This window comes from Phytohabitans kaempferiae (assembly GCF_042433955.1).
Taxonomy (GTDB): domain Bacteria; phylum Actinomycetota; class Actinomycetes; order Mycobacteriales; family Micromonosporaceae; genus Phytohabitans; species Phytohabitans kaempferiae.
Genome location: NZ_JBHLUH010000079.1, coordinates 43,553 through 68,085 on the forward strand (window position 1 = coordinate 43,553; position 24,533 = coordinate 68,085).

Annotated in this window: 21 protein-coding genes and 1 tRNA gene; 8 read left to right on the forward strand and 14 right to left on the reverse strand. The window is 71.7% G+C overall.

The features are described from left to right. Positions 1–107: 107 nt before the first annotated feature. Positions 108–1,328: a DUF1501 domain-containing protein gene (locus tag ACFFIA_RS36650; RefSeq protein ID WP_377260398.1), complete on the reverse strand. Its 1,221-nt coding sequence runs from the start codon at positions 1,326–1,328 to the stop codon at positions 108–110. A 5-nt stretch (positions 1,329–1,333) separates the two neighbouring features. After that, positions 1,334–3,310: a DUF1800 domain-containing protein gene (locus tag ACFFIA_RS36655; RefSeq protein ID WP_377260400.1), complete on the reverse strand. Its 1,977-nt coding sequence runs from the start codon at positions 3,308–3,310 to the stop codon at positions 1,334–1,336. Between the two features lie 368 nt (positions 3,311–3,678). Here ACFFIA_RS36655 and ACFFIA_RS36660 point away from each other — a divergent pair, with 368 nt between their 5' ends. Then, complete coding sequence (locus ACFFIA_RS36660) at positions 3,679–3,930, forward strand: DUF3040 domain-containing protein (RefSeq protein ID WP_377260402.1); 252 nt, start codon at positions 3,679–3,681, stop codon at positions 3,928–3,930. A gap of 6 nt (positions 3,931–3,936) precedes the next feature. On the opposite strand, the gene ACFFIA_RS36665 is transcribed toward ACFFIA_RS36660, so the two are convergent. Together ACFFIA_RS36665 and ACFFIA_RS36670 are read right to left on the reverse strand one after the other, a co-directional pair. Then, positions 3,937–5,265, reverse strand: a complete 1,329-nt coding sequence (locus ACFFIA_RS36665) for a glutamate-cysteine ligase family protein (RefSeq protein WP_377260404.1) — start codon at positions 5,263–5,265, stop codon at positions 3,937–3,939. 431 nt (positions 5,266–5,696) lie between these two features. Continuing rightward, the gene (locus ACFFIA_RS36670; RefSeq protein ID WP_377260406.1) at positions 5,697–6,557 is read right to left on the reverse strand and encodes an AfsR/SARP family transcriptional regulator; all 861 of its coding nucleotides are present in this window, start codon (positions 6,555–6,557) and stop codon (positions 5,697–5,699) included. A gap of 121 nt (positions 6,558–6,678) precedes the next feature. Between ACFFIA_RS36670 and ACFFIA_RS36675 the strand changes: the two genes are divergently transcribed. Both ACFFIA_RS36675 and ACFFIA_RS36680 read left to right on the forward strand, forming a co-directional pair. Then, on the forward strand, positions 6,679–7,893 hold the full coding sequence (locus ACFFIA_RS36675) for a hypothetical protein (RefSeq protein WP_377260408.1): 1,215 nt from the start codon (positions 6,679–6,681) through the stop codon (positions 7,891–7,893). Next, positions 7,890–8,825: a carbohydrate kinase family protein gene (locus ACFFIA_RS36680; protein WP_377260410.1), complete on the forward strand. Its 936-nt coding sequence runs from the start codon at positions 7,890–7,892 to the stop codon at positions 8,823–8,825. Before ACFFIA_RS36675 ends, ACFFIA_RS36680 begins: the two co-directional genes overlap by 4 nt. Here the strand turns inward: ACFFIA_RS36680 and ACFFIA_RS36685 are convergent. Then, positions 8,775–10,883, reverse strand: coding sequence for a tetratricopeptide repeat protein (locus ACFFIA_RS36685; protein ID WP_377260412.1), 2,109 nt, complete (start codon positions 10,881–10,883; stop codon positions 8,775–8,777). The two genes, ACFFIA_RS36680 and ACFFIA_RS36685, sit on opposite strands and share 51 nt — an antisense overlap. Positions 10,884–10,948: 65 nt before the next feature. After that, complete coding sequence (locus ACFFIA_RS36690; protein WP_377260414.1) at positions 10,949–11,368, reverse strand: hypothetical protein; 420 nt, start codon at positions 11,366–11,368, stop codon at positions 10,949–10,951. Positions 11,369–11,593: 225 nt separating this feature from the next. On the opposite strand from ACFFIA_RS36690, the gene ACFFIA_RS36695 reads away from it, so the two are divergent. The 4 genes from ACFFIA_RS36695 to ACFFIA_RS36710 all read left to right on the forward strand — a co-directional run bounded on the left by ACFFIA_RS36695 (position 11,594) and on the right by ACFFIA_RS36710 (position 16,893). Further along, positions 11,594–14,236, forward strand: a complete 2,643-nt coding sequence (locus ACFFIA_RS36695; RefSeq protein WP_377260416.1) for an ATP-binding protein — start codon at positions 11,594–11,596, stop codon at positions 14,234–14,236. A 535-nt stretch (positions 14,237–14,771) separates the two neighbouring features. Further along, positions 14,772–15,188: a YciI family protein gene (locus tag ACFFIA_RS36700; protein ID WP_377260639.1), complete on the forward strand. Its 417-nt coding sequence runs from the start codon at positions 14,772–14,774 to the stop codon at positions 15,186–15,188. An 8-nt stretch (positions 15,189–15,196) separates the two neighbouring features. Continuing rightward, positions 15,197–16,441, forward strand: a complete 1,245-nt coding sequence (locus tag ACFFIA_RS36705; protein ID WP_377260418.1) for an RNA polymerase sigma factor — start codon at positions 15,197–15,199, stop codon at positions 16,439–16,441. Positions 16,442–16,647: 206 nt separating this feature from the next. Continuing rightward, entirely contained in the window at positions 16,648–16,893 is a 246-nt protein-coding gene (locus ACFFIA_RS36710) for a hypothetical protein (RefSeq protein ID WP_377260420.1), read from the forward strand. A gap of 51 nt (positions 16,894–16,944) precedes the next feature. Here the strand turns inward: ACFFIA_RS36710 and ACFFIA_RS36715 are convergent, their stop codons facing one another. From ACFFIA_RS36715 to ACFFIA_RS36750, 8 genes are all read right to left on the reverse strand, one after another. Next, positions 16,945–17,490, reverse strand: coding sequence for a hypothetical protein (locus ACFFIA_RS36715; RefSeq protein ID WP_377260422.1), 546 nt, complete (start codon positions 17,488–17,490; stop codon positions 16,945–16,947). Between the two features lie 166 nt (positions 17,491–17,656). Beyond that, positions 17,657–17,932 carry a hypothetical protein gene (locus ACFFIA_RS36720; protein WP_377260424.1) on the reverse strand — a complete coding sequence of 92 codons (276 nt, stop codon included), beginning with the start codon at positions 17,930–17,932 and terminating at the stop codon, positions 17,657–17,659. Between the two features lie 81 nt (positions 17,933–18,013). Next, positions 18,014–18,085: transfer RNA gene (locus ACFFIA_RS36725), tRNA-Val, on the reverse strand. A gap of 72 nt (positions 18,086–18,157) precedes the next feature. Next, a complete protein-coding gene (locus tag ACFFIA_RS36730) occupies positions 18,158–18,622 on the reverse strand; it encodes a peroxiredoxin (protein ID WP_377260426.1) in 465 nt (154 codons plus the stop codon). A 74-nt stretch (positions 18,623–18,696) separates the two neighbouring features. Further along, complete coding sequence (locus tag ACFFIA_RS36735) at positions 18,697–19,131, reverse strand: DUF3052 domain-containing protein (RefSeq protein ID WP_377260428.1); 435 nt, start codon at positions 19,129–19,131, stop codon at positions 18,697–18,699. A 106-nt stretch (positions 19,132–19,237) separates the two neighbouring features. Continuing rightward, positions 19,238–21,586, reverse strand: a complete 2,349-nt coding sequence (locus ACFFIA_RS36740; RefSeq protein WP_377260641.1) for a thiamine pyrophosphate-dependent enzyme — start codon at positions 21,584–21,586, stop codon at positions 19,238–19,240. A gap of 102 nt (positions 21,587–21,688) precedes the next feature. Beyond that, positions 21,689–22,348, reverse strand: coding sequence for a DUF6766 family protein (locus ACFFIA_RS36745; RefSeq protein ID WP_377260430.1), 660 nt, complete (start codon positions 22,346–22,348; stop codon positions 21,689–21,691). Positions 22,349–22,386: 38 nt separating this feature from the next. Beyond that, positions 22,387–23,970, reverse strand: coding sequence for a DUF4139 domain-containing protein (locus ACFFIA_RS36750; RefSeq protein WP_377260432.1), 1,584 nt, complete (start codon positions 23,968–23,970; stop codon positions 22,387–22,389). 33 nt (positions 23,971–24,003) lie between these two features. Between ACFFIA_RS36750 and ACFFIA_RS36755 the strand changes: the two genes are divergently transcribed. Then, positions 24,004–24,408 carry a YjbQ family protein gene (locus tag ACFFIA_RS36755; RefSeq protein WP_377260434.1) on the forward strand — a complete coding sequence of 135 codons (405 nt, stop codon included), beginning with the start codon at positions 24,004–24,006 and terminating at the stop codon, positions 24,406–24,408. Positions 24,409–24,533 lie beyond the last annotated feature (125 nt).

A 24,533-nucleotide genomic window follows, 5' to 3' on the forward strand; every position in this document is an offset into this window, starting at 1 on the left:
CGCACGGCGGCCGGCAGAGATCCGCCACTTGGCTTAGGCCCGGGGCCGCTGCCTGCCGCGCCACCGGCGGCCGCCGCCCGGCCGGAGTCTGCTCCGCGGCCGGGACGTCACTCGCCGAAGAGCTTCATCGGGGCGTACCGGCGCTGCGGGAAGATCTTCCCCACCTGCGCGTCGGTGAGCCCGAACTGGGCCTGCGCCACCGAGCCGTACACGTCGAAGAGGTTGTTGAACTCCGGCACGTCGCCGCTGTCGAGCGTGCGCAGCCCTTCCCACCGGCCGATCAGCGAGCCGTTGAGGCGGCGGCCGGAGAGCAGCATCACCACGCCGCCGTGGCCGTGCTCGCTGCCGGTGCCGCTCTCGGCGACCCGGCGGCCGAACTCGCTCGACACCAGCACGGTGACGTCGGCGGCGGCCGGGCCCAGGTCGGTGAAGAACGCGGCCATCCCCCGGGCCAGCTCGCCCAGCCGCGCGTGCAGGTAGCCGCCGTCGGCGGTGCCCTGGTCTTCGTGCGTGTCCCAGCCGCCCATCGCGATCGCGGCGACGCGCACGTCGGTGCCGCCCTTGACCAGCTGGGCGACCTGGCGGAAGGCCAGCCCGATCCCGTCGTTCTCGGCGCCGCCCGCCGGCCGGTACCCCTGTGCGCTCATGCCCTGCACCGTGCGGAGCGCGGTGAGCGCGGTGCCGACCGAGTCCTGCACGGGATGGTTGATGTCCTTGTAGAGCGCGCCGATCGCGGCGAGCGTGGGGTCCTTGAAGCGGGCCTCGCCGTTGAGCGCCAGACCGTCCACGCTGTGCAGTGCGAGCGCCCCGTTGGTGCCGACCAGCGAACGCGGGAGCGTGGCGCCGACACCGATCCCGCGAAAGGCCGTACCGGGGCCGAGTTCGTCGACCAGGCGGTCCAGCCAGCCCCGCCCGCCCGCCTCGCGCGGCAGGCCGCCGAGGTCACACATGTCCACCGCCTGGAAGTGGCTGCGGGACAGGCGCGGGTCGGAGACGCCGGGGACGAAGCCGAGCTGGCCGTCCTTGAGGTATCGCGCGAGCGGCGCGAACGCGCTGTTGAGCCGGAACGAGCGGTCGACCGCCAGCGCCGTGCGCTCGGTCATCAGCAGGTTGGGGCGGACCTCGTCGAGCAGCGGCTCGTCGGTGGGCGCGACCACGCTCAGCCCGTCGAGCCCGCCGTGCAGGAAGACGTGTACGAGCGTGCCCTTCGCCGACGCCGCGTACGCCGACCGGCCGCCCAGCGCCTGGCTGGTGGCGATGGCGGTGACGGTCGCGGCAGTGCCGGCCAGGAACGAGCGCCGGCTGATCTCGGGATGCCAGGGAGCCATGCGCCCTACCTCAGCAGGTGTTGGGGGGAGGCGAGGATCGTGCGGGCGACGGCCAGCACCGCGCCGTTGAGCGTCGCGTCGACCGCCGCGCCGGACGCGAGCCCGGTCACGCCCGTGATGGCGTCAAGCTCGCGGCGGGACAGCGGCTGGTGCACCAGGCGCTGCGCGAGGGCGGCGACGTAGTCGAAGGCCGTGCGCGGCGGGTTGGCGCCGACGAGTTGCTCGGGCCGCTGGTACGTGAACATGGGGCGGCTGCCGCCGATCGCGTCGGCCGCCTCGTTCCAGCCGCCGACCATCCCGCCGGCCGACGCCCACGCCACGAAGACGTCCGGGTAGCCGGTCGGGCCGGGCGCCCCGGCCGGGAAGTGGCCCAGCTCCTGAAGGCGCGCCTGGAGCTGGCGCAGCCCTTCGGCGAACGGTGTGCGGCCGCCGCTGACGGCCCGGTAGCTCGCCGGTGTCTCCGGGGAGACGCCGAGCGTGCGGTAGGTGGCGACCACGTACTCCAACGGCCGGCGCACCTTCTGCCCCACCGCCGCCCAGAACTCCGACGAGCTGAGCAGCTCCAGCAGCAGCGGCCGCACCGCGCCCCGGTTGACCGTGTAGCTGCGGGCGAGCCGCTCGACCAGGGCCGGCGGCGGCGTGTCCGAGACGAAGCGGACGGCCAGGCGCGTGGCGATGTGCCGGGCCGTGGCGGGATGGTTGGCGAGGTACCGGAAGTACTCCTCGCTGGCCTGCTCGCCCCCCGCCGCCGTGGTGTTGGGGTGGCTGAACCCCATGACTTTCACCGGCCCCACGTAGTGCTTGTCGGCCCGGTACACGTACTGGTCGTCCTTGACCGCGCGGCCGGTCTGGAGCAGCGCCGCCTGGCGTACATCGCGCTCGGTGTAGCCGCCGTCGACGCCGACCGAGTACAGCTCCAGGTTTTCCCGCGCGAGGTTGTCGGTCACGTCGTCCCTTGTGGACGCCGACTGGTCGAGGAAGGTCAGCAGCGCGGGGTGGCGGTTGGCGGCCACCAGCATGTCGGGGTAGTTGTCCAGCGCGTACCGCCGGATCACGTCGCGGTCGAACGAGGCCCGCAGCACCGTCGAGCCCTCGTGGAAGGCGGGTACGTGCAGGAAGTCGTTCCAGAAGTCGACCATCACCTCGAAGACCTGGCGGTCGGACCAGATCTGCCGGGCGATGGTGGCCTGCACCATCTCCTCGTCGGCCCGGATCCCCTTGGCCTCCAGGTCTTCCCGGGCGGCACGCAGGTCGGCGATGCTCATGCCCAGCGTGGTCAGCTCGCCGAGCTTCGCCTCGGCCGGCGTGAGCGGGATCCGCTCCGGGTCGAGCTGCTGCGCGATCCAGTCGTCGACCCCGATCCGCGTGACCTCCGCCATCACCTTCTGCGTGGGGCCGAACGTGAGCCGGCTGACGAGGTGCCGCACCGGCTCCTTGGCCAGCACGGTCGACAGGTTGACCTTCGTCGCCTGGGCCGCGATCGCGGGGCTGGAGAAGCGCCGGCCGCCGGCCGGGATGTTGCCGCGCAGCGCGTCGCCGGCCGCCGAGGCCATGTACGACTCGTTCTGCTCGGTGTACGTGCGCACCGTGCTCGGCTGCTGCCCGCCGGGGCGGTTGGGATTGCCGTCGGTGGCGGCGTCGGCGGCCGGGTCGTAGTCGGAGCGGCCCAGCGCCCAGTCGACCACCTCCTGACCGCTCGGCGTGGCGGCGAACGCGGTGCCGCCGGTGAGCGCGGCCAGCCCGCTGATGCCGAGAATCGCCTTGCGCCGAGCCACCCCCGGCGCACGCCGCCGCGGTGGCTTGGCCGCCTTCGCCACCGGTGCCGGCTTCTTCTCCGGCTCCGGCGGCTGCCGCTTCGGATGCTCCGAGGCGCGGTGGCGCGGTGGCGGCGGCACGTACGGCCGGTAGTGGTGCGAGTGCGGCTTCTGCTGCACCGCCGGCTCGGCGTGCTGCGCGTGGCGAGGCACACTCCGATCGACCATGCGGCAGTCCCGTTTCTCCCCAAACTCCGGCGGGCTTCTCTCGACCTCCGGTAGTGGTGCGCGGCGCGAGGGCATTGGGGCGCCGTGCTGTCCAGGTTGAGAAAAGTCCAGTGATACGGGACGGTAGTTAACGTTCTGGGCCGGCTCAAGGGAAGCAGGCCCGAGAGAGGGCTCGCTTAAGCCCGCGCTGCACCGGCTCGGGATGGCCCAGCTCCGGGATTCCCGGGGCGGAGCAGCGCAAACCGATCCGGAGGACGACACGTTCATGGATCCGCCGCGGATGACCGGCTCAACCAGAATTAAGGACCCGCTAAGAGTGTCACGGTGGACGCGCGTGAACTTTGCCTTCCGAGGGTAAGTGCGCCGTCATGCTCAGCAGCGACGAACGGCGCCGACTCGACGAGATGGCGCAGCACCTGCGTACCACGGATCCGGATTTCGTCGTCCGCATGGGCGACCGTGTGCGGCCCCGCTGGGGTCGTGCGCTGTTCGCGGCGAGTGCCCTGCTCTGGGCCACGGTGCCGGCTCTCGCGTTCATCGGCGGCTGGGTCGCCGGGATGGTCTCCGCGGTGGTGCTCGCCGTCGCCGGCCTCCTGGTGCTCAAGGCCCGGCGCTGGTAAAAGCCCTTACTCGACGGGTACGCGGCTCGCGGCCACCAGCGCGGCGGGCCGCTCCCGGATCGGCCCGGTCCACTGCGCGAGCGTGCGCTCGGCGAAGGTGACGCCGGTGCGCACCACCTCGTCGAGCGGGTCGAGCAGGTGCACCGCGTCCGGCCGCTCCCGGCCGGCACCGACCCGCGCCCGCAGCCCTTGGCGAGCCAGCCCGAGCAGCGCCTCCGCGGTCGCGCCGACCGACCGGTCGCCCACCATCGCGTCGAGCCCCTTGACCGCCACGTCCTCGGACGCCTGCACGAGATCGGCGGCCGAGACGCCGTCGAGCAGCGCCAGCGCCGCCCGCCGCGCCGGCCCGTCGTAGGCCAGCCCCACGCAGAACGCCGGCGCCGCCGCCAGCGCCTCCCACGGCAGCCCGTCGAACGCCCGCATCTCGAGCGTGTGCCGCGCCCGCACCTGCGGCCACACCTGGGAGAGGTGCGCGCGCCAGTCGTCCGGCCCCGGCGCGGTGCCGTCGCCGAAGCCGTGCGCCACCAGCTCCCGGAACGGCCGCCGCGGCGCCGGCACGTAGCCGGCGCTGGAGCTCCGGTAGATCATCGGCAGCGCGCCGGCCCACTCGACCACGTCGGCGACCGACACGTCCGGCCCCGCCGCGAAGCCCAGCACGCCGCAGCGGCTCGGATCGACGTATCCCCACATCTGCATCCGTCGGGACAGCACGCCGGTCGGCCGCCCCTCCTCGATCGGCGAATTGACGAACAGCGCGGCCGCGATCGGGGCCACCTTCACCAGCAGCGCCAGCTTCTCCCGGAAGTCCTCCGGCGACAGATAGTCCACTGTGGTCTGTGTGGAGAGGGTCAGCCCCATCACGCTCTCGGCGTGCGCGGCCGCCGGGCCGAGGTCGCGGAAGTATCGCCGCATGATGTCGATCCGCGGCTTGGGCGCCCACGGGATCCGCTCCGGCGGCGTGAACGGCACCAGCCCGCCGGGCAGCAGGGCAAGACCCCCGCGCGCGGCCAGACCGGCGATCGCCCGCAGATCGCGACGAGCGGTCGCGACCAGTGCACTCAGCGACTGGTACGGCGGCGAGGAGTACTCGATCGCGCCGCCCAGCTCGAGCGACAGCTGCGCCCCGTGCGCCAGCCCGGCGCCGACCAGCGCGCCGCCCTCGGTGACCGGCTCGGCGCCCAACTCCCGCACGGCGCGCTCGAACAGGAGCCGCGACCCGCGCGGCCCCTCGTAGGGCGCGCTCAGCCCGGTGGTCTCGTCGACGAGGCCACACTCGACCTCGATCCCGATCCGCTCCTCCGCAGCGGGGACGAAGAGCTGAGCCAGGTCCACCATCGCCTCCCCAGAGCCGCGCGGTAACGACCTGTGACTACAGGACCACGCGGAGGCGCGATGGGGCAAGGCTTGACTTACGCCTGAGTATCTATCCAAGGCCAGAGAGGTGGAGGTATCGCACTCCAGCGAAACCGCCGGACGAGGACTGTAAGGCGTGGAACCTTTCCACTGAAAGGGCCGGCGCCGTCAAATTCCCATCGCGTGGCGAATCAGAGCCACAATGACATCTGGGTGCAGATACGTAGCTACGACCTCGACCACCTTGGCCACTGTGAGCACTCACCTTGTCTAATCAATTCAACGCCGAGTGCGGCCACCTGATGGCTTGGCCGCGCCACCATACCTCGTGGCGGCGCTCACCGTAGCAGACGATCCACCGACGCGCTGCCCTTGCCAACCACGCGGGTGGCGACCCTGGACCAATAGATGATCTAGCCGATGAAGTACTGGTCGCCAGCCGACTGATGGACATTCTGAGAATGCGTCACCGTCATAATTGTCGTTCCCTTGGAATCCGTTTTCTGCGGCGATTCGACGACCTTCCGCTCATCACTCGAAGGCTTTGCCAAATTGCGCGCGAGGGCGACGAGTTCGGCACTCGGGCGCACCTGGTTCGTTTCCCACATAAGCGCCACCGTCCGCGACATGAATGACGGGATGAGCGCCTGTTGACCACTACCGGCGAGCCCGCGCACCGCGAGTGCGATCCCCCGGTCGGTCGGCTCCTCCTCGACGAGATCAGCAGCTCGGCTCGCCACCTCGGCGTACGCACCCGCCCGCAGCAACAGGGCGAGCAGCTCGTACGTGACGTCCAGCCGCTCGCGCCGCAGCCGGTACCGGCGACTCTCCGCCCATTGACCGGTGACATTGGCCAGCGCCTCGCCACGCCACAGTCGAAGGGCGCGCTCGAAAGCCTCGATCGCCGGGGAATGATCGGATTGCCGGGAGAGCATGCGGGCGCTCGACGAAAGATCGACAAACCGCCGGTGGTCGACGATGCCCGGGTTGACGTCGAGCCGGTAGCCGTCGAGCCGCCGGTTGCCGACCCATTCCCGGCCGCCTCCGGCGCGCTCGATCACCCGGCGCACCGCGCGCACATAGCTGCCGACCGTCTCCTCCGCCTTCGCTGGCGGATCATCGCCCCAAAGGTGATCCACAAGCATGGTTACCGGCATCACGCGCCCGGCGTTGAACGCCAATATCGCGAGGACGGCCCGCTCGGCCGCGCGTTCGAGCGGGAAGATCACGCCGCCGGATTCGATCTCCACGTCGCCCAGGAGCCGGATGTCCATTGTCGAAGTGTGGCACGAGAATTTTTCACGGCTTCCACCTGCGCATTTCGTGATCACGTCCGGATACGCGTCCGGGCCGGTGCACGGTTTCCGTCCGGCGGCCGGGCGCACCGTCTCCGCCATGCGATGGTTGGAATTTCCTGTGGGCCGGGACGCCGCGCCATGGCGTACGGTCGCGACCGAACGGACGGTGCTGGCGGCGGTCCACACGATGGCGAGCGCCGGGCACGTACTCGACGCGGTGGAGCTACTCGAACAGGACAGCCGCATCCAGGTGGTCTTCACGCACGCGCCGGACCTGTTCAGCGGCGGCGTACGCGAGCACCTGCGGGCGGCCGGTGCCGTCGAGATCCCCTGGGAGCAGGCCGTACACACGGCCTTCGACCTGGTGGTCGCCGCGGACAGCGCTGGCGTGCACCGCCTGCGGGGGCCGTGGCTGGCAATCGCCCACGGGGTGATGAACAACAAGCTCGCCCCGCCCGCGCTCGGCGGTCCCGCCACCGAGCTGGTCACCGGCCTCGGCTCGCCCTGGCTGACCTGGTACGGCCGCCTGCTGCCGGCCGTACTCGCGGTGTCGCATCGGGAGGTGCTGCCGGTACTGGCGCACCAGTGCCCCCAGGCGCTCCCGGTCGCGGCGGTCGTCGGTGACCTGTGCCTGGACCGGCTGTCGCAGAGCCGCCCACACCAGGCGGCGTACCGGCGAGCCCTGGGCGTCGACGACGGACGCCGGCTCGTCGCGATCAGCTCGACCTGGGGTCCACGGTCGCTGTTGGGCCGTTCGCCGACGGCCCTCTTCGACCTGATCGCCGATCTGCCGGCGGATGGCTTCGCGGTGGCAATGGCGATACATCCGGCGGCTTGGCATGGCCACGGCCGCCGGCAGATGCTCGCCTGGCTCGCCAGCCAGCGGCGGGCCGGGCTACGGCTCGTCGACCCGGCGAGTTGGCGCGGGTTGGTCGCCGCCGCGGACGTGGTGATCGGCGATCACGGCTCGGCGACCATCTACGCCGCCGCGGCGGGCGTGCCGGTGCTCCGCGCTGGGCCGCTCCCGCCGGACACCGCGCCGGGCTCGCCCGCGCAGGCGCTCGCCACGATCGCGCCGGCGGTACGGCCGGACCGGCCGCTCGCGGCGCAGTTGCGCGAGGCGGTCGGTGGCTTCGACCCGAGCCGGTACGCGACGGTGGCCGCCGGGGTCACCTCGCAGCCGGGCCAGGCGGGCCGACTGCTGCGCGAGCAGATGTACCGCCTTTTGCGGCTGCCCGGACCGGCGGCCGGATGCGCGGTGGCACCGGTGGGACCGGCCGTTCTGGTCGGAGAGGAAGGGGGACGGCGATGAGCCGGATCGTGGTGGCGGGCGTAGCCAGCCTCGCCGTGCACTTGGCGGTGGACGAGTTTCCGATCAGGTACGCCCCCGTCGTGGCCCCGCCCTGGATGCGAACCGGCCCCGGTGGCGCCGGCGCGCAGATCGCGTCGATCCTTCGCACGCTCGGCGACGACGTACGGCTGTGCACGGTCGTCGGCACCGACTCCGCCGGCGAGGTGGTGCGCGGTCAACTGCGCTCCGCCGGCCTGTACGGTCCTGGCGTCGTGGACGGGCCGGAGTCGTCTCAGGCGGTGGTGCTGGTGGCGGCGGACGGCCAGCGGATGGTGTACCCGTACCTGAGCGCGGTCAACGCGGTCCGGTATCCGGAGGAACGGTTCGCCGAGGCGCTGGCCGGGGCCGACCTGGCGGTGCTGACGAACACCGACTTCGTCCGCGCGCTGCTGCCCGCCGCAGTGCTGCGCGGCGTCCCGATCGCCGTGGACCTCAACGTGATCGCCGACATCAACGAGGCGTACCACCAGCCCTGGCTCGACGTCGCGGACATCATCTTCTGTAGCCACGAACGCCTCCCCTGCCTGGCTCCACAGTGGATCGCACAGGTCCTCACCCGCCATCCGGGCGCCGCGATGGCCGCAGTCGGTTGCGGACCGCGCGGCAGCGTGCTGGGGCTGCGCGACGGGCGGCTGGTGACGGTGGCCGCCCAGGCACCGCTGGGCGTACGGAACACCTCCAGCGCCGGCGACTCGCTCTTCGCCGCGTTCCTGCACGGCTGGCTCGCCTCCGGCAATCCGGTGGAGGCGCTGGGCGACGCGGTGCTCTACGCGGGCTGGCGCATCGGGCACCGCCAACCGACATCGGTGCTGCTGGACGCGGACGACCTCGCCCGGCTGCGGCTACGGCATCCGGTGCGGGTCAGCCTCGGCTGGTGGGACAAGGTCGAGTAGCCGGCGCACCTCGCCCGCCTCCAGATCCGCCAGCTCCTCGAAGGTCCGCAGTGCGGAGGTGAGGTGGTCGCGCGCGGCCGGGAAGTCGCCTGCCTCCAGATCCAACTCTCCGAGCCGGTGCAGCGCGGTGGCAGCGCCGCGGGGCGAACCCACCTCGCGCATCTGCCGCAGCGCCGCGCGCAGCCGGTCCTCGGCCTGCTCCCGCTCGCCCAGCCGGCCCAGCGCCCGGGCCAACTCGATGCCCACCCGCGCCTGGTTGTACGGGTCGATGTCGCCGACGTCGGCGAAGACCGCGTCCGCCCGGCGCAGGTGAGCCTCGGCATGCTCCGGCCGGGACAGCGCGTTGTGCGCCGCACCGAGGTTGAGCAGGGCCAGCCCGGTGCGGCGACGCTCGCCCAGCTCACGGCAGAGCCGCTCCTGGTGTCCGAAGTGGACGACCGCCTCGTCGTACCGGTGGTTTGCCGCCGCCACCATGCCGAGCCCTTCGACCGCGGAGGCCACGCCGTACCGGTCGCCGAGTTCGTCGCACAGCCTTCGGCTCCGCTCGAACAGCTCGTGTGCCTCGTCCAGCCGGCCGACGTCGAAGTGCGCGAACGCCCACCTCCGCACCATCCGCGCCTCCCGGTCCCGGTCGCCCAGGTGTACCGCACACTCCACCGCGATCCGGTCGACCAGCATGCGGTCGCTCCGGTGCAGGCACAGGTGGAACAGTGGCCACATCGAATCGGCGATCCGCCAGGCGAGCAGGGGCCGGTCGCCTGCCGCGTACTGCACCGCCGCGACCAGGTTGCCGCGCTCGTCCTCCAACCACCGCAGGGCGTCCGGCCGCCCGTCGTGCGTGACCGCGTCACCGCCCAGCAGGGTGAACGGGTCGGCCGGATCGCGGTGCCGGTACGGCGTCAGGATGCGGTCGGCCGCGAGCACTCCGGCCAGGTACCACTCGAGCATGCGGAGTGTGGTGTCGGGCGTCTCCGGGTCGGCGCCGGCGATTTCCCGGGCGTGCAGGCGGATCAGGTCATGCGGGCGGAACCTCCCGTCCCTTTCCTCGCCCAGGACGCTCGCCTCCACGAGCACGTCGAGCAGCTCCGCGGCGTCGTACTCATCGACGTCGAGCGCTGCCGCGACCACCGGTACCCCGAAGTCCGCCCCCGGATGGAGCCCGATCGCGCGGTAGCAACGCGCGGCGCCGGGCTCCAGCGCCCTGTAGGTCAGGTCGAACGTCCCCCGCACCGAATCGCCCTCCTGCCCGAGGCCGCTGAGTCTCTGGTGTTCCCGCGCCAGATCCTTGGCCATCCGCCCCACCGGCAACCGTGGGCGGGTAGCGAGGCGGGCGGCGGCCAGGGCGAGGGCGATCGGGAGGCCCGCGCAGAGCCGTACGAGTGTGACGATCGAGGCCGGATCGCGGGCCGCGCGCTCCCGCCCGATGACGCCCACCAGCAGCTCGGTGGCAGGTTCTTCGGGCAGTGGCTCCACGGCGAGGAAGTCGGCGCCGTCGCCGTGCAGGCCGCCCAGCCGCCACCGTGCCGTCACCAGCACCACACAGGACGGAGAAGGTGGCAGCAGCGGGCGCACCTGGGCCGCGGAGACTGCGTTGTCCAGCACCATCAGCAGGTCTCGACCGAAGGCAAGCGAACGGAACAGCGCGCTCTGCTCCCCGATGTCCGCCGGTACGCGCTCGGCCGCCACGCCGAGTGCGCGCAGCATCTGGGCGAGCAGCGAGCCGGGCGCTGCCGGCCCGCCGAGGTCGAAGGCACCGAGGTTGGCGTGCAACTGCCCGTCCGGGTAGCGCTCGGCCGCGCGGTGCGCCCAGGCCAGCGCGAGCGTCGACTTTCCCACGCCTCCGGTGCCCGTGACGACGACGATCGCCGGACCATCGCGGGGTCGCCGCACGAGGCGGTCTATCTCGGCGAGCTCCCTGTCGCGACCGACGACCCGCGCCGGGGGCGGCGGTAGCTGGCGCGGCACCGGGACACCGGGCTGGGCGGCCTGGTGCACGTGCACGCCGCCGTGGATCGCGCCCGCCTGCACGACGTGTCCCGCGACGTATCCTCCGATCACGTTAGCGGTGCCGGGCTCCGGCTCTCCGCCAGTCGGTGCGCTCTCGCCGGCCGGCCCGGCGGCGGTCACCGGCCGTCGCGGGCGTCGCTGGTCAGAGGTGCGCCGAACGTGATCCCGCCGCTCACGTCGCGTGCCTGTACGACGGCCCCGCTCACCGTCCCGGACACCTGATTGACCACACCGCCGCCGGAGGCCGCGATTGTGGCGGCGCGCACCGCAGGCCACAGCCGGGCCAGGTCGGCCGCGAAGGCCGGGTCGTCGCGGGCCGCCGCGGCCAGCGCCCGGGCCAGCCGCTCGATCTCGCGCTGGTCGTCGGGATGGCGCTGCGCCGCCGCCAGCGCCGCAGCTCCCTCCGGATCGGTGTCGAGCTGCCCGCGCACGCGGCCCAGCAGCTTGCCGAACGCGGACCGGCCGACATCGGACAGACTTTCGGCCGCTTTTGTGGTCAGTGTGGTCGCCACCGTGATCATGACAGGATCGATCATTCCACCCTCCCAACAACCCAGAGTAAGACAGGCGTAGCCGTTGGTGATATTCGCCCAGCCAATTTGAACATCAGCACCAACCGGGCGTCGGCATCGCCATGTGCCAATGCGGCGAAGTGAATGAATGAAGCCCACCACCTCAGTCCGGTCAGATCTTCGGCAGATATGAACTTACCCGACAGTCACCTCGTACCGTAGTCAATACAACACGATTAGTGAGGACCGGTGGTTGTTGTGGGGTGGACACCAACGGCCGATGACGGTGCCACCGGCGGGGCACCGCATGGCGACAGGCAACTGCACGCGCACGAGAGCCAGCACGTCTACCAATCAGCGGGCAACCAGATCTTCTGCAACCACCAGCCGGCTCCGGCACCTGCCACACCCTGCAACATCCTGCCCCGGGACACCGCTGGCTTCACCGGACGGACCCGCGAGCTACGGGCTCTGCTCGACAATGTCGCCCGCTCCGTGGAGAACCGCACGATCATTCCGGTGTACGCGATCGACGGAATGCCGGGCGTCGGCAAGACCGCATTCGCGGTGCACGCCGGACACAAGTTGCAAGACCAATTCCCGCATGGCCAGTTTTTTGTCAATTTGCATGCGCACAGCCTGGGCCAGAGTCCGGTCGATCCCGCCGACGCCCTTTTCCAATTGCTGTCGGCCGACGGCGTCCGCCCCACGGAGATCCCGGGCGCGCTGGAGGACCGCGCGACATTGTGGCGCAAGCGGATGGCGCACAGCCGGGCGCTGGTGATCCTGGACAACGCGGCGAGCCGCAAACAGGTGGAGCCCTTGCTGCCCGCCGGCCGGAGCCTCGTCGTCATCACCAGCCGGTCCCGCCTGGCCGGGCTGGTCGCACAGCAGGCACCGGTCAACCTGACGCTGGAGACGCTGCCGTCTGAGGAGGCGACCGCGCTGTTCGCCACCATGGCCGACCGCCGGCTGGCCCCCGCCGAGATCGGCGCCATCGAGGAGCTGATGCGGGCCTGCGGCCACCTGCCGCTGGCGATCTGCCTGCTGGCGACCCGGCTGCGGTTGGAGCCCCGCTGGCCGCTGAGTGGGCTCCTGCGTGAGCTCAGGCAGGCCAAGCACCGCCTGTCCCGGATGAAGGCCGAGGACGTGACGGTGGAGGCGGCGTTCGGCCTGTCATACCGCCAACTCACCCCGGCGCAGCGGCGGTTCTTCCGGCGGCTCGGGCTGCACCCCGGCCCGGACGTCGACCGGTACGCCGCGGCCGCGCTCGCCGGCTCCAGCCCCGAGCAGGCCGGCAGGTGCCTGGAGGCGCTGTATCACCAGCACCTGCTCGACCAGCCGGCGCTGGGCCGCTACCGGATGCACGACCTGATCCGCGAGTACGCAGTCATGCGCGCGGAGAGCGACGCCGTCCGGAAGCGCGAGGGCGCGGTGATCCGGCTACTGGACTACTACCGGCGCGCCGCCGAGGCGGCCGGCAGCCACCTGTCCCGCCCCACCGGGCGGCCGCCGTGCCCGCTGGTCGAGGCGAGCGGCGACCTTCCGCCGATCCACAACCGGCAGCAGGCGATGGGCTGGATGAAGGACGAGCAGGCAAACCTCTTCGCCTGCGCCAGCGCCTCCCCCTCCCGCCCGGAAGACGGGGTACTGCCCGCGCTGGCCGCCGCGCTGGCGCCGTACCTTCGGATGGCCGGCCCCTGGGACCTCGCGATCGCGTTGCACGAGGCGGCCGCAGCCACCGCTGAGGCGACCGGCGACCCGCGGCGGCAGGCGGACGCCCTTCGCGAACTCGGCGTCCTGCGCCGGCAAGTTGGCCAGTACCCCGCCGCCGAGCGCACGCTCCGGCAGGCCCTCGAGCTGTACGAGCGGATCGGCCACCGGCACGGCGCCGCCGACGCCCGCACGGAGCTCGGTGGATTGCGGTGGCGTTCCGGCGACCACCGGGAGGCTGCGGTGGACCTCCAGGCAGCGCTGGACATCTATGAGGACCTGGACCTGCCACTCGGCCAGGCACGCGCACTCCACGAGATGGGCACCTCGCTGATGGCCGTCGGAGCGTACGCCGAGGCCGTACGCATTTCGGAGCGGGCGCTGCGGATCAGCGAGGAGCTGGGCGACCGGCAGGGCGCGGCGGAGACGCTGCACCAGATCGCCGGCCTCCAGCACCTCACCGTCGGCTATCCGCCCGCCATCGACATGCAGGAGCGCGCTCTGGCCATCTATCGCGAGCTGGGCGACCGGCTCGGCGAGGGGAAAGCGCTGGGTTACCTCGGCGCCGCGCGCTGCTACACCGGCGACCACGACGCCAGCCGCGACGCGCTCACGCTCGCGCTCACCATCCACCGCGAACTGGGGTACGGCCGGGGCGAGGGGCACGCCCTCAACTACCTGGCCCTCGTGCACCGCGACTGCGGCCGGTACCCGCTGGCGCGCCAGCTGCTGACCGACGCGCTCGGCCTCTACCGCGAGCTGGGCTACCTCCAAGGGCAGGCCGATGTGCTCAACCACCTCGGTGTCCTGGAGCGGCTGACCGGTGACCACCAGGCGGCGGCGGAGTCCCACGTGCGGGCGCTCGACCTGTTCCGGCAGTGCTCCGACGCACTGGGCCAGTCGGAGGTGCTGGCCAACATTGGTGAGCTGCTGCTCGCCCAGGACCGGCCGGAGCAGGCGCTGGAACGCTTCCGGCACGCACTCGCCCTCGCGCTACGCGTGCACAACCCGCACGCCGAGGCCGACGCACTCAGCGGCGCCGGCAGATGCGCGCTGCGCCTGAATGGCGGGGACGTCGCGCCGGAATTGCTCCGGCAGGCGCAGGAAATCTATCAGCGAATTGGCGTCGCGAAGGCCGCGAAAGCAATCGCCGAGCTCCTCAACGAATGCCCTCGGTAAAGGACTAGCGACTGTCGCCGCCGTCGCACCGCACCGCAGCGCAAGGCACTCCACGTAGACACGACTTCACGGTCCGTTACCGCACCAAAGGCGTTGCGCAGGTACGCTTCCGGCATTACATTTGTCCACCATGGACGGTGCGTCGAGCACCGCCACATTGGTTCGTGGGGCAACGTCGCCCCCTGTCTGGAGGAGCACGGTCATTCGGAGGCAGCCGAGCTACCCCTTTATCGCAATTTGCTTGTCGCTCGCGGCAGTCCCTACACTCGGCGTCGCCGCACTCGCGGTCGCGCTCGCCATCGCAAATCCGACGCAATTGCACTTTGCGATGGAGCTGATCCAGACCTACTTGCACCCTGACTAGTCGCCGTCAGCGACTCCCGCGCGGCCGGTCCTACCTGATGGACCGGCCGCGTTCGTGTACGTGGATCTCGTAACCTGCGGGTAGCGATGTCCGGTGGCGGGCGCCGGCTCCGACGTCTCCGATGAAGGCGCCACGAGGGGCGCCGGTGGAGAGGAGCTAGCGGTGAAGTACATGATCATGCTTATGGGGTCCCAGCGCGACTTCGACATGCTCTCCGGCAAGGCGGTCGGCGACAGCCCGGCGTGGAGCCAGGAGGAGATCGGCGCGCTGCACGAGTTCATGGCCAAGTGGAACGGCGAGTTGGTCGAGAGCGGCGAGTTCGTGGACGGGCGCGGGCTGACCGCGCCGGTGCACGCGCGGCGCGTGTCGCTGCGCGACGGCGTGCCGGTGGTCACCGACGGGCCGTACGCGGAGACGCAGGAGGTCCTGGCCGGCTACACGATCGTCGACTGCGAGAGCTTCGACCGGGCCACCGAGATCGCGGCCCGGCTGGCGCACACGCCGCATCCGGAGCACGCACAGCTCACCAACGAGTGGTACGTCGACGTCCGCCCCATCGTGGACGGCTTCGACGACCTGGTGCTCTGAGCGTCACCGTGCTGGACACCGAGGTCGAGGACCTGCTGCGCACGCTCGCGCCGCAGGTCCTCGGCGCGGTGGTACGGCGGTACGGGCACTTCGACACCGCCGAGGACGCGGTGCAGGAGGCGCTGCTGGCGGCCGCGTTGCAGTGGCCCAAGGAGGGGGTCCCGGAGAGCCCGCGGGCGTGGCTGATCACCGTCGCCGCGCGGCGCCTGACCGACCTGCTCCGCAGCGAGCAGGCCCGCCAGCGCCGCGAGGACACGGTGGCCCAGTGGAAGCTGCCCGAGCAGTGGCTGGCGCCCGCCGCCGACCGGCCCGCGTCCGACTCCGACGACACGCTGATCCTGCTGTTCATGTGCTGCCATCCCGCGCTGACGCCGGCCGGCCAGATCGCGCTCACGCTGCGGGCGGTCGGTGGTCTCACGACCGCGGAGATCGCGCGCGCGTTCCTGGTGCCGGAGGGGACGATGACCCGGCGGATCACCCGGGCGAAGCAGAGCATCCAGCAGAGCGGCATCCCCTTCGGGATGCCGAGGTCCGAGGAGCGCGCCGCCCGCCTCGCCTCGGTCCTGCACGTGCTCTACCTGATCTTCAACGAGGGGTACGCCACCACGTCCGGCCCGGCCCTCCACCGTTCGGAGCTCTCCGCCGAGGCGATCCGGCTGGCCCGCCTAGTGCACCGGCTGCTGCCGGACGACACCGAGGCGACCGGGCTGCTCGCGCTGATGCTGCTGACCGACGCGCGGCGCCCGGCGCGTACCGGGGCGGACGGCGAGCTGGTGCCGATGGCCGAGCAGGACCGGAGCCGGTGGAACGCGGCGTACATCGCCGAGGGCGTGGCACTGCTCAGCGACGCGCTGCCGCGGGGCGCCCCCGGGCCGTACCAGATCCAGGCGGCGATCGCCGCGGTCCACGACGAGGCCCCGACCGCGGAGGCCACCGACTGGCCACAGATCCTCGCCCTCTACGAGGTGCTGCTGGGCATGTCGGGAAACCCGGTCGTCGCGCTCAACCACGCCGTGGCGGTGGCGATGGTGCGTGGCCCAGGCCCCGGGCTCGACCTGCTCGCCGTGCTGGAGGCGGACGAGCGGATGGCCCGCGACCACCGCCTGCACGCGGTGCGCGCGCACCTGCTGGAGATGGCCGGCGACCGCCCCGGGGCGCGCGCGTCGTACGAGGCGGCGGCGGGCCGGACCACCAGCCTGCCGCAGCAGCGGTACCTGAACGGCCGCGCCGCCCGCCTCACCGAGGACGACTGACCACCACCGGTCCGTCCACACCGGACACCGTCCCGGGTCCTGGCGGCCAGCCCATCTTCGACAAGAGATGACCGCGGGGGCATGAGACGCGCGCCACGGGGAAATTCCTTTGCCGTGACCACGACCGAGGGCGCGTTGGGCTGGCTGAGGGGGATGGCGTACGCCGCGGCAGTTTGTGCGGCGGGCTGGCGGGTAGCCCGGGAGGTATGAGTGACACCGACGGCGTCTGGCGGGACGACGAGAAGCTGCCGCTGCGCGACCTGACGCGCGCGGTAGCCACCTCACCCGGCGACGGGCAGGTCGACGACGAGTCCGGCAACGACGCGGGCATCGCGCAGGGCGAGGAGGAGGTGCGCCGGGAGGTCGACCAGGACCGGGGCGAGCCCGATCCGCACAGCACGCCGGGACGGGCGATGCGCCCCGACTTCACCGGTCACAACGGCCCGCACTGAGGCGGGCCGGGACGGTCGCCTGGGATTAGCTGGCCTGGGCGCCGCGCAGCGTCAGCATGTGTGGCTCCCCTGCTTGCTTTCGGTGACCAGCCACTGTCCGGTCGTGTGCAGCGTCACGGTCGCGACGGCCGCGAGCTCTTTCTCCTTGATCTCGCTGTTGGGCACCGGGGACTGGTTGGACTTGTAGACCAGCTTCAGGGCGCTGTAGTCCAGGCAGGAGCGGATGGTGACCTTCGGTGGCTTGGCCGCCAGGTCGACCGTGCTGTCGAGCACCGTGGCCTTCTGCGAGCCGATCTGCACCGCGCCGATGTTCTTGAGCTTGCGGATGTTGTGCTGGGTCAGGCTCAGCAGCGGATTCGCGAGGTAACGAAGCAGATTCGGGTCGTCCGGGTCGGCAACTTGCGATGCCAATGCGTAGGTCTGGATGTAGCCGTTGTACGCGCCGATGGCCTGCTGCTCAGCGGCTGTGACACTCGGCGCCACGCTGGGTGTGGGGCTGGCGCTTGGCGCCGCGGTGGTCGGCGCGGGCGTTGGGTCTTCGTCTGTGGTGCATGCGGCGATGAGCAGGGCCAGCAACGCCCCGCCGACGGCCAGCAACGGCCTAGTCCTTCGCGGTACCTTCACGCCGTCCTCCCCAGGGCAATTGCCGCCTCGCCACCTATACGGCCCAGTCCAGCGGTGGGTTCTCGTCGTGTCGTGCCGCGACCGCGCAGGGACCCCGTCCGCAGCTGGATCCCGCCCGGGCGCAACGGAGCGGACCAGCTCACTGTGCCGGCTGGCTCCGCGACGGCTCGGACGTGGAGTCCGGCCCTGGCGCCAGGTGCTGATCCATGAGCTCGTCGACCTGGCTGACCAGCCGGGTCCTGGCCTTCTCGGCCAGCTTCTGCGCCTGCGGGCCGGCCGGGACTGTCTCGGTGAGGTAGTGCCGCCTCTTCGTCACCGGGTCGGTGCCCGCGTACACCTTCACTCTCAGTGAGCCGCTGGGCAGTTCCTCGATCATGCCGCGGCTGCGCCCGCCGCCCACCGTTCGAGTCGCCATGGCGCGGATGGTAAAGCACTCGCACCACGCGCGGCACCACGCACTGCCTCTGAGATCGTGCCATCTTTGCTTTGAAATGGGTGGGCGCGGCAGGGTTCGAACCTGCGACCCCTCGGTTGTAAGCCGAGTGCTCTTCCGCTGAGCTACGCGCCCCCGGGCCAGGTGTCAGCCAGCGGCGGCTTAGCTTACCTTGCCGGGCGCCGCGGGCTCACCTCAAGTGGCGGCTCAGGCCTGCGCCTCGGCCAGTGCCTTGCGCCATCCGGCCTGGTCGCGTGCCTCGCCGGGCATGTTCATCTCGGCGAAGCGCACGATGCCCGCCTTGTCGATCACGAACGTGCCCCGGTTGGCGTAGCCGCGCTCGTCGTTGAACACGCCGTACGCCTGTGCGACCGCGCCGTGCGGCCAGAAGTCGGCCAGGAGCGGGAAGTCGTACCCCTCACGGTCGGCCCACACCTTGTGGCTGTAGACCGAGTCGACACTGATCGTGAGGACCTGGACATCGGCGTTGGCGTAGACGCTCAGGTTTTCCGCGACCTCGCAGAGTTCACCCTTGCAGGTGCCGGTGAACGCGAGCGGATAGAACACCAGCAGCACGTTCTTGCCGCCCCGGAAGTCGGAGAGGCGCATCTCCTGGTTGTTTTGGTCGCGCAGCAGGAAGTCGGGCGCCTCCACGCCCACCGCGAGCGGCATCGGATGACCCTTCTCCAGGGCGCACTGCACCTGGGCGGCGGTCGGGCACGCCGCCGGTGGTGGTGCGCGGCGGTCTACTTCTTGCGGGCGGCCCGTGGTGTCACGAGCCGTGCGGCACTCCAGTCCTTACCGGCATTGACCGTGGAAGTCTGCTGGAGCCCCGCCGTCGGTGCCACTTCGCTGATCTCGCTCGGCTCGACATGCCCGGGCCGGCCAGCCTTGGGCGTCAGCAACCACACCACGCCGTTGTCCGCCAGCGGGGTCAGCGTCTCGACGAGCAGCTCGAACAAATCACCGTCGCCGTCGCGGTACCAGACCAGCACCGCGTCCACGACCTCGTCCGTGTCCTCGTCGACCAGCTCCCCGCAGCGGTCAATCAGGGCGTCGCGGAGATCCTGGTCGACGTCCTCGTCGTACCCCATCTCCATGACCACCATCCCCGGTTCGATGCCGAACCGGTCCGCCAGGCTGCGTACGCCGTCGGCGGCCTGACCAGCGGTCGCGCTCACTGTCGCGTGCCTCCTCATCTCAACACTCCCGGCGGGAACCGCCGATAGCGCGTAGTCCACACAGTTGCGTCGCCGTGCGCAAGTGGCGCACCGAGTGGAAGGCAATTTACCGTGCCAAGAGCCCTCGGGCACCCTGGGTGATGGCATCTTCCGTCACGAGGACGTGACGGGCAGCCGGACCTAGCGGGATGAACGAGTCAACTGACGCGATTCGCCGCGCCGCGCCCACGTAGCCGCCGTCCACCAACGCGGCGAGTACGCCCTCACCGACTCCGCCGGAACGGCGTGTTTCGTCGACGATGAGTACTCGTCCGGTGGCGGCCGACTCGCGGATGATGTCGGCGACCGGCAGCGGGGCCAGCCAGCGCAGATCGATGACGCGCGAGCCCAGGCCCTCGGTGGCCAGCCGGGCGGCCGCGCGCAGCGACATGCGCACGCCGTTGCCGAACGTGATGATCGTCAGGTCTTCGGCCGAGCCGACGCCGTAGACCCGGGCCCGCCCGATCGGCACGTGGGCGGCGGACCAGGCGTCGGGTCGCACGTACGGGGCCAGCCACTCCCCGTCACCTTCCGTGTACAGGTCGCGCGTGTGGTAGAGGGCGATCGGCTCCAGGAAGACGCACACGCTGCCGTCGACCGCCGCGCTGGCGAGGCAGGTGCGGAGCATGGGCGCGGCGTCGTCGGCCCGCGCCGGCACCGCGACCACCAGGCCGGGGATGTCACGGAGTACGGCCACCGAGTTGTCGTTGTGGAAGTGCCCGCCGAAGCCCTCCTGGTAGGCGAGCCCGGCGACCCGCACGACCATGGGATTGCGGTAGGCGCCGCGGGAGAAGTACTGCATCGTGGCCGCCTCGCCACGGATCTGGTCTTCGGCGCTGTGCAGGTAGGCGAGGTACTGGATCTCCGGCACCGGGAGCATGCCACTCAGCCCCGCGCCCAGGCCGAGGCCGAGGATCGAGGTCTCGTCGAGCAGCGTGTCGAAGACCCGGGATGCGCCGAAGCGGTCGCGCAGCCCCTTGGTGACCCCGTACACGCCGCCCTTGACCGCCACGTCCTCGCCGAAGACGACCACGCCCGGGTTGGCGACCATGCCGTCGGCGAGCGCCGCGTTGATCGTCTGGGCGAGCGTGAGCGGACCGGCGTCCTCCGGCAGCCGCCCGGCGAAGCCGTTGTCCCGCGCGGCGGCGGAGGGCCCCTCGGCCCGCGAGGCGGCCTCGGAGATCGCGCGGGCGACCCGTACCGGCCGGCGGGGGGCCAGCGGGGAGGCGATGTCGGCCGGTCCCTCCAGCTTCGGCTCGCCGAGCACCTCCTCGGCCACCTTGCGCACCTGCCAGCCCACCTCGTCGTACCGGCCGACCAGCTCCTCCGGGCGGGCCAGGCCGGCCGCCACGAGCAGCCCGGCGGTGGTCACCAGCGGGTCGCGGGCCACGTCGGCGGCGATGTCGGCGGACGTCCGGTACGCCGTCTCCGCGTCGGCCCCGGCGTGCCCCATCAGCCGCACGGTGGTCAGGTGGAGGACGGCGGGGCGCCGGTGCCGGCGTACCCAGGCGGCCGCCTCGCTGGCGGCGTCGAAGGTGGCGGCGACGTCGCAGCCGTCGGCCGCGAAGTACCGGACGCCCGGCCGCGACCGCAGCGCGGCCTCGACCCAGCCGGAGGGCGAGCGCACGCTGATCCCCAGGCCGTTGTCTTCGCAGACGAACAGGACGGGCAGGCGCAGCCCGGCGTGGTCGCACCAGCCGGCCGTGTTGAACGCGGCCACCGCGCTCGCGTGGTTGATCGAGGCGTCGCCGAACGAGCACACCGCGATCGCGTCCGCCGGCCACGGCGACTCGGCGTCGAGCTGGGGCCGCGCGGCGCGCAGCGGGCGGGTCGCCGGGCCGAGCCGCCGCAGCCGTTCGATCGCGAACCCGACGCCCACCGCCCGGGGCAGGTGGGAGGCGACGGTCGACGTGGTCGGTACGACGTTGAGGTCGGCGTTGCCGAAAACCTTGTGCCGCCCGCCGGCGATCGGCTCGAGGCTCGACGCGACCATGCCGCGCAGAACGTCCCGCGCGGCCGCGGTGACCGCGTCGTCACCGTTCTCCTCGTCCTGGGCCGCCTCGCGGGTCCGTGCGTACTGGGCGACCCGCGCGCAGTAGAAGGCGCCCGAGCGGTAGTGCAGCAGCGCGGGGTCGCTGATCCGGACCGCGGCGGCGACGGCGGCGTTGCCCTCGTGCCCCGAGGAGCCGATCGTGTAGAACCCCTCGCCGAAGCTGCGCAGCCAGCGTGCCGCCAGGTCCAGGTGGCGGCTGGTGAGTTGGGCGTCGAACAGGTCGAGCGCGGCGCTCCCGGTGAGACCGGTGCCGTCGCGCACCGGCGCGTCCGGCTCCTGCTGGCCGGAAGCCTCGGCCAGGCCGCCTACCGCCTCCCGGAAACGCTCGTCCAGATCCTGAGGGGTGGTCACGGTGCACAGCATTACCGATTGGGCCAACCCCGGCCACCCGGAACGTACGCCGATCCGTCCCGGCGGCCGGGCCGCAGGTCACGGATCGCGTCCTGGGCGCGCCAGCTCCAGCGGCTACTGGCCGGTGTGCACGTGTGACCGGACGACCGGCTTGGACTGCGGCGAGCCGTGCTGCCGCAGCACGACGCCGAGCACGATCAGCGCGCCGACGGCGAGAAACTCGCTCTGCCAGTTTTGCATCGACTGGAACCAGAAGTCGCTTCTCCCGAGGAACCGCAGCGGGCTGATCGGCGGTTCCCCACTCTCCAGCGCCTGCCGCTCGTTGTACTCAGCGGTGCCGCCGAGCAGGTGGACGACGAACGACATCGCGAAGAGCCCGAGCAGGACGATGGAGAGGCTGTTGCGGTAGAACAGCAGCGCCAGCCCGCCCCGCTTCACCGGTCCGGGCGAGTTCGACCCCGCGTTCTCCCGGTAGTCATCGGCCCGGTCGTGCTGGTCGAGCGGCTTGGACTCGGGCGAGCCACGCTGCACGAGGTACGCGGTGAGCAGCACGTACGAGCCCATCTGAAGGAACTCGGACTCCCAGTTTTCGAACACGGCCTCGACGAAGTGCCCGCTGCCGAGGTATTGCCAGTAGCTCTCGGCGGCCTGCCCGTACTGGACCAGCTCCTCGTTGCGCACCTGCCATCCGAACACGCTCTGCAACACGATGAACAGGAGGAACGCGCCGAACATCACAAACGAGAGCGCGTTGAACCAGATCCATCGGCGCATGGCTGTTTACTTCCCACCGCCGGTCTATCCCACGCCTGCTATTCGCGCCAGCCGGACATCTCCACCCCCCGGGCGAGCTCGACCCGCAGGCCCATGTGGACCTCCTTCGTCTCGCCCGGCGCGAGTTCCAGCTTCCAGCTGAGTACGCCAAGGTCGGTGCGGTCGACCGGGTTGGGGTCGACCTTGAACGCGCGCACCGTGATCCCCTCGTCGCGGGAGACCGGGATCTGGTCGAGCACGGTCACCTTGGCCGGCCGGGGCGTGTGGTTGGCGACCGTGGTGCGGTATTCGACCTCGCGCCGCCGGGTCGAGCCGAGCGCCGCCTTGGTGGCCGTACGCCGGGTCAGCTTGCGCTCCACGCGGATCCGGTCGTCGAGCCCCAGCGCCAGCTCCACCTCCTCGCCCGGCGCCCAGGTCTCCAGCACGGTGGTGCCCACGAAGTCGGCGTCGTGGAAGACCGAGGCGCGGCCGGGCAGCAGCGTGTGCGCCGAGCTGTTGGTCGCGGTGGCCCGCAGATGGGCGTCGGGCGAATGGGCCGGCGCGGTCACGTAGTCGAGCTCGGCGCTCAGGTCGAGCACGGCCACGGTGGCCCGGTGGGCGGTGCCGTCGGCGGGCACGGCGACCGCGTGCTCCGGCCGGTACGTGGCCGCGGCGATGCCCTGCTCGACGACGCCGGCGCTCTCCTCGATCAGGGACAGCTCGGCGTCGGCGGCCTCGCCCGCGTATCCGGCCGCCATCGCCGCGGCCGGCGGCAGCGGTGCGCCGACGCGCATCTCCCGGCTCCGCGAGGCGGCCACCGCGCGGGCGACCGGGAGCGGGCGGATCCGGTCGAGGTACCACGGGTCGAGCTCGGGCACGGTCGTGGTGGTCGCCGGGCGGGCGGTGGAGAGCAGCAGCTCGCACTCCGGCCAGTCTTCGCCGGTGCGCTGGGTCACCAGCCCGAACCAGGTGACCGCCAGCCGGTCGTCGGAGAGGCGAACGTCGTAAGTGGACTCCCAGCCGGCGCCGTCCACCACGTAGGACAGCTCCAGCTCGACCCCCTCGGCGGCGGAGACCTGGAGCGCGACCGCGGCGGCGAGCTGGTCGGGCGCCCGCTTGCCGGAGAGCTGGGCCAGCCGCCGGTCGAGCGCGGCCTTGCGGTCGCGGGCCTCGGTGGCGCGACGCGCGAGGTCGCGCTGGCGGGCCTTGCCGGCGGCGAGCTGGTCGGCGATCGAGTCGGCGAAGGTCGCGACGGCCGCCGGGTCGGACTCGCCGGCGGCGACCGTGCGGGCGTACGTCGAGCCGGCCCGCTGGGCGAGCGTGGTGAGGAACTCCGCGCGCTGCGCCTCCACCGCCTCGGCGTCGGCCAGCTCGGCCAGCTCGTCGGCGACCGCGCGGCGGGCCTCCTCGACCTCGGCGACCGCCGCGTCGGTCGCGCGGGCCTGGTGGCGGACGACCACGTCGACGCCGAGCACGGTGGCCGGTCCGTGGCCGCCGACCCGGACCGAGTCGCGATGCAGCCCCAGCGGTAGTGGTCCGATGTGGACCGTACTTTGCCCGGCGGGCAGCTGGAGCTTGCCACGGCGGGTCACCCGGGCCCGGTCCGGATAGACCGTGACCGCAACGATTGGGGCATCGAGCACCAGAGGTTCCACGGCGTCAAACATACTGGCGCGATGCGCACAGAGGTGATCACGGTGAGGACCGGCGGCCGGGCGACCGTCCGCGACATCACGAGCGAGGCCGCCGAATTCGTGAACGGCGAGGGAGACGGCCTGCTGCACGTCTTCGTACCGCACGCCACGGCGGGCATCGCGATCATCGAGACCGGGGCCGGCTCGGACGACGACCTGCTGACCGCCCTCGACTCGGTGCTCCCGACCGACGACCGCTGGCGGCACCGGCACGGCGCGAAGGGGCACGGACGGGACCATGTGGTACCCGCTTTCGTCGCCCCCTACGCCTCGCTGCCGGTCGTCGGCGGGCGGATCGCGCTCGGCACCTGGCAGTCGATCTGCCTGGTCGACACCAATGGCGACAACCCCACCCGGGAGGTGAGGTTTTCCTTCCTCCCAGCTTGACGCTTTGTTACCCCCTGGTACATGTGTCGAGCGTCGCCTAGACGTCCACCAGGCGTGACGGAGGCCCGTGCACAAGGCAGGATGGAAGGCTACAGAGACCCATCACACAAAGCAGAGGGAGCGCT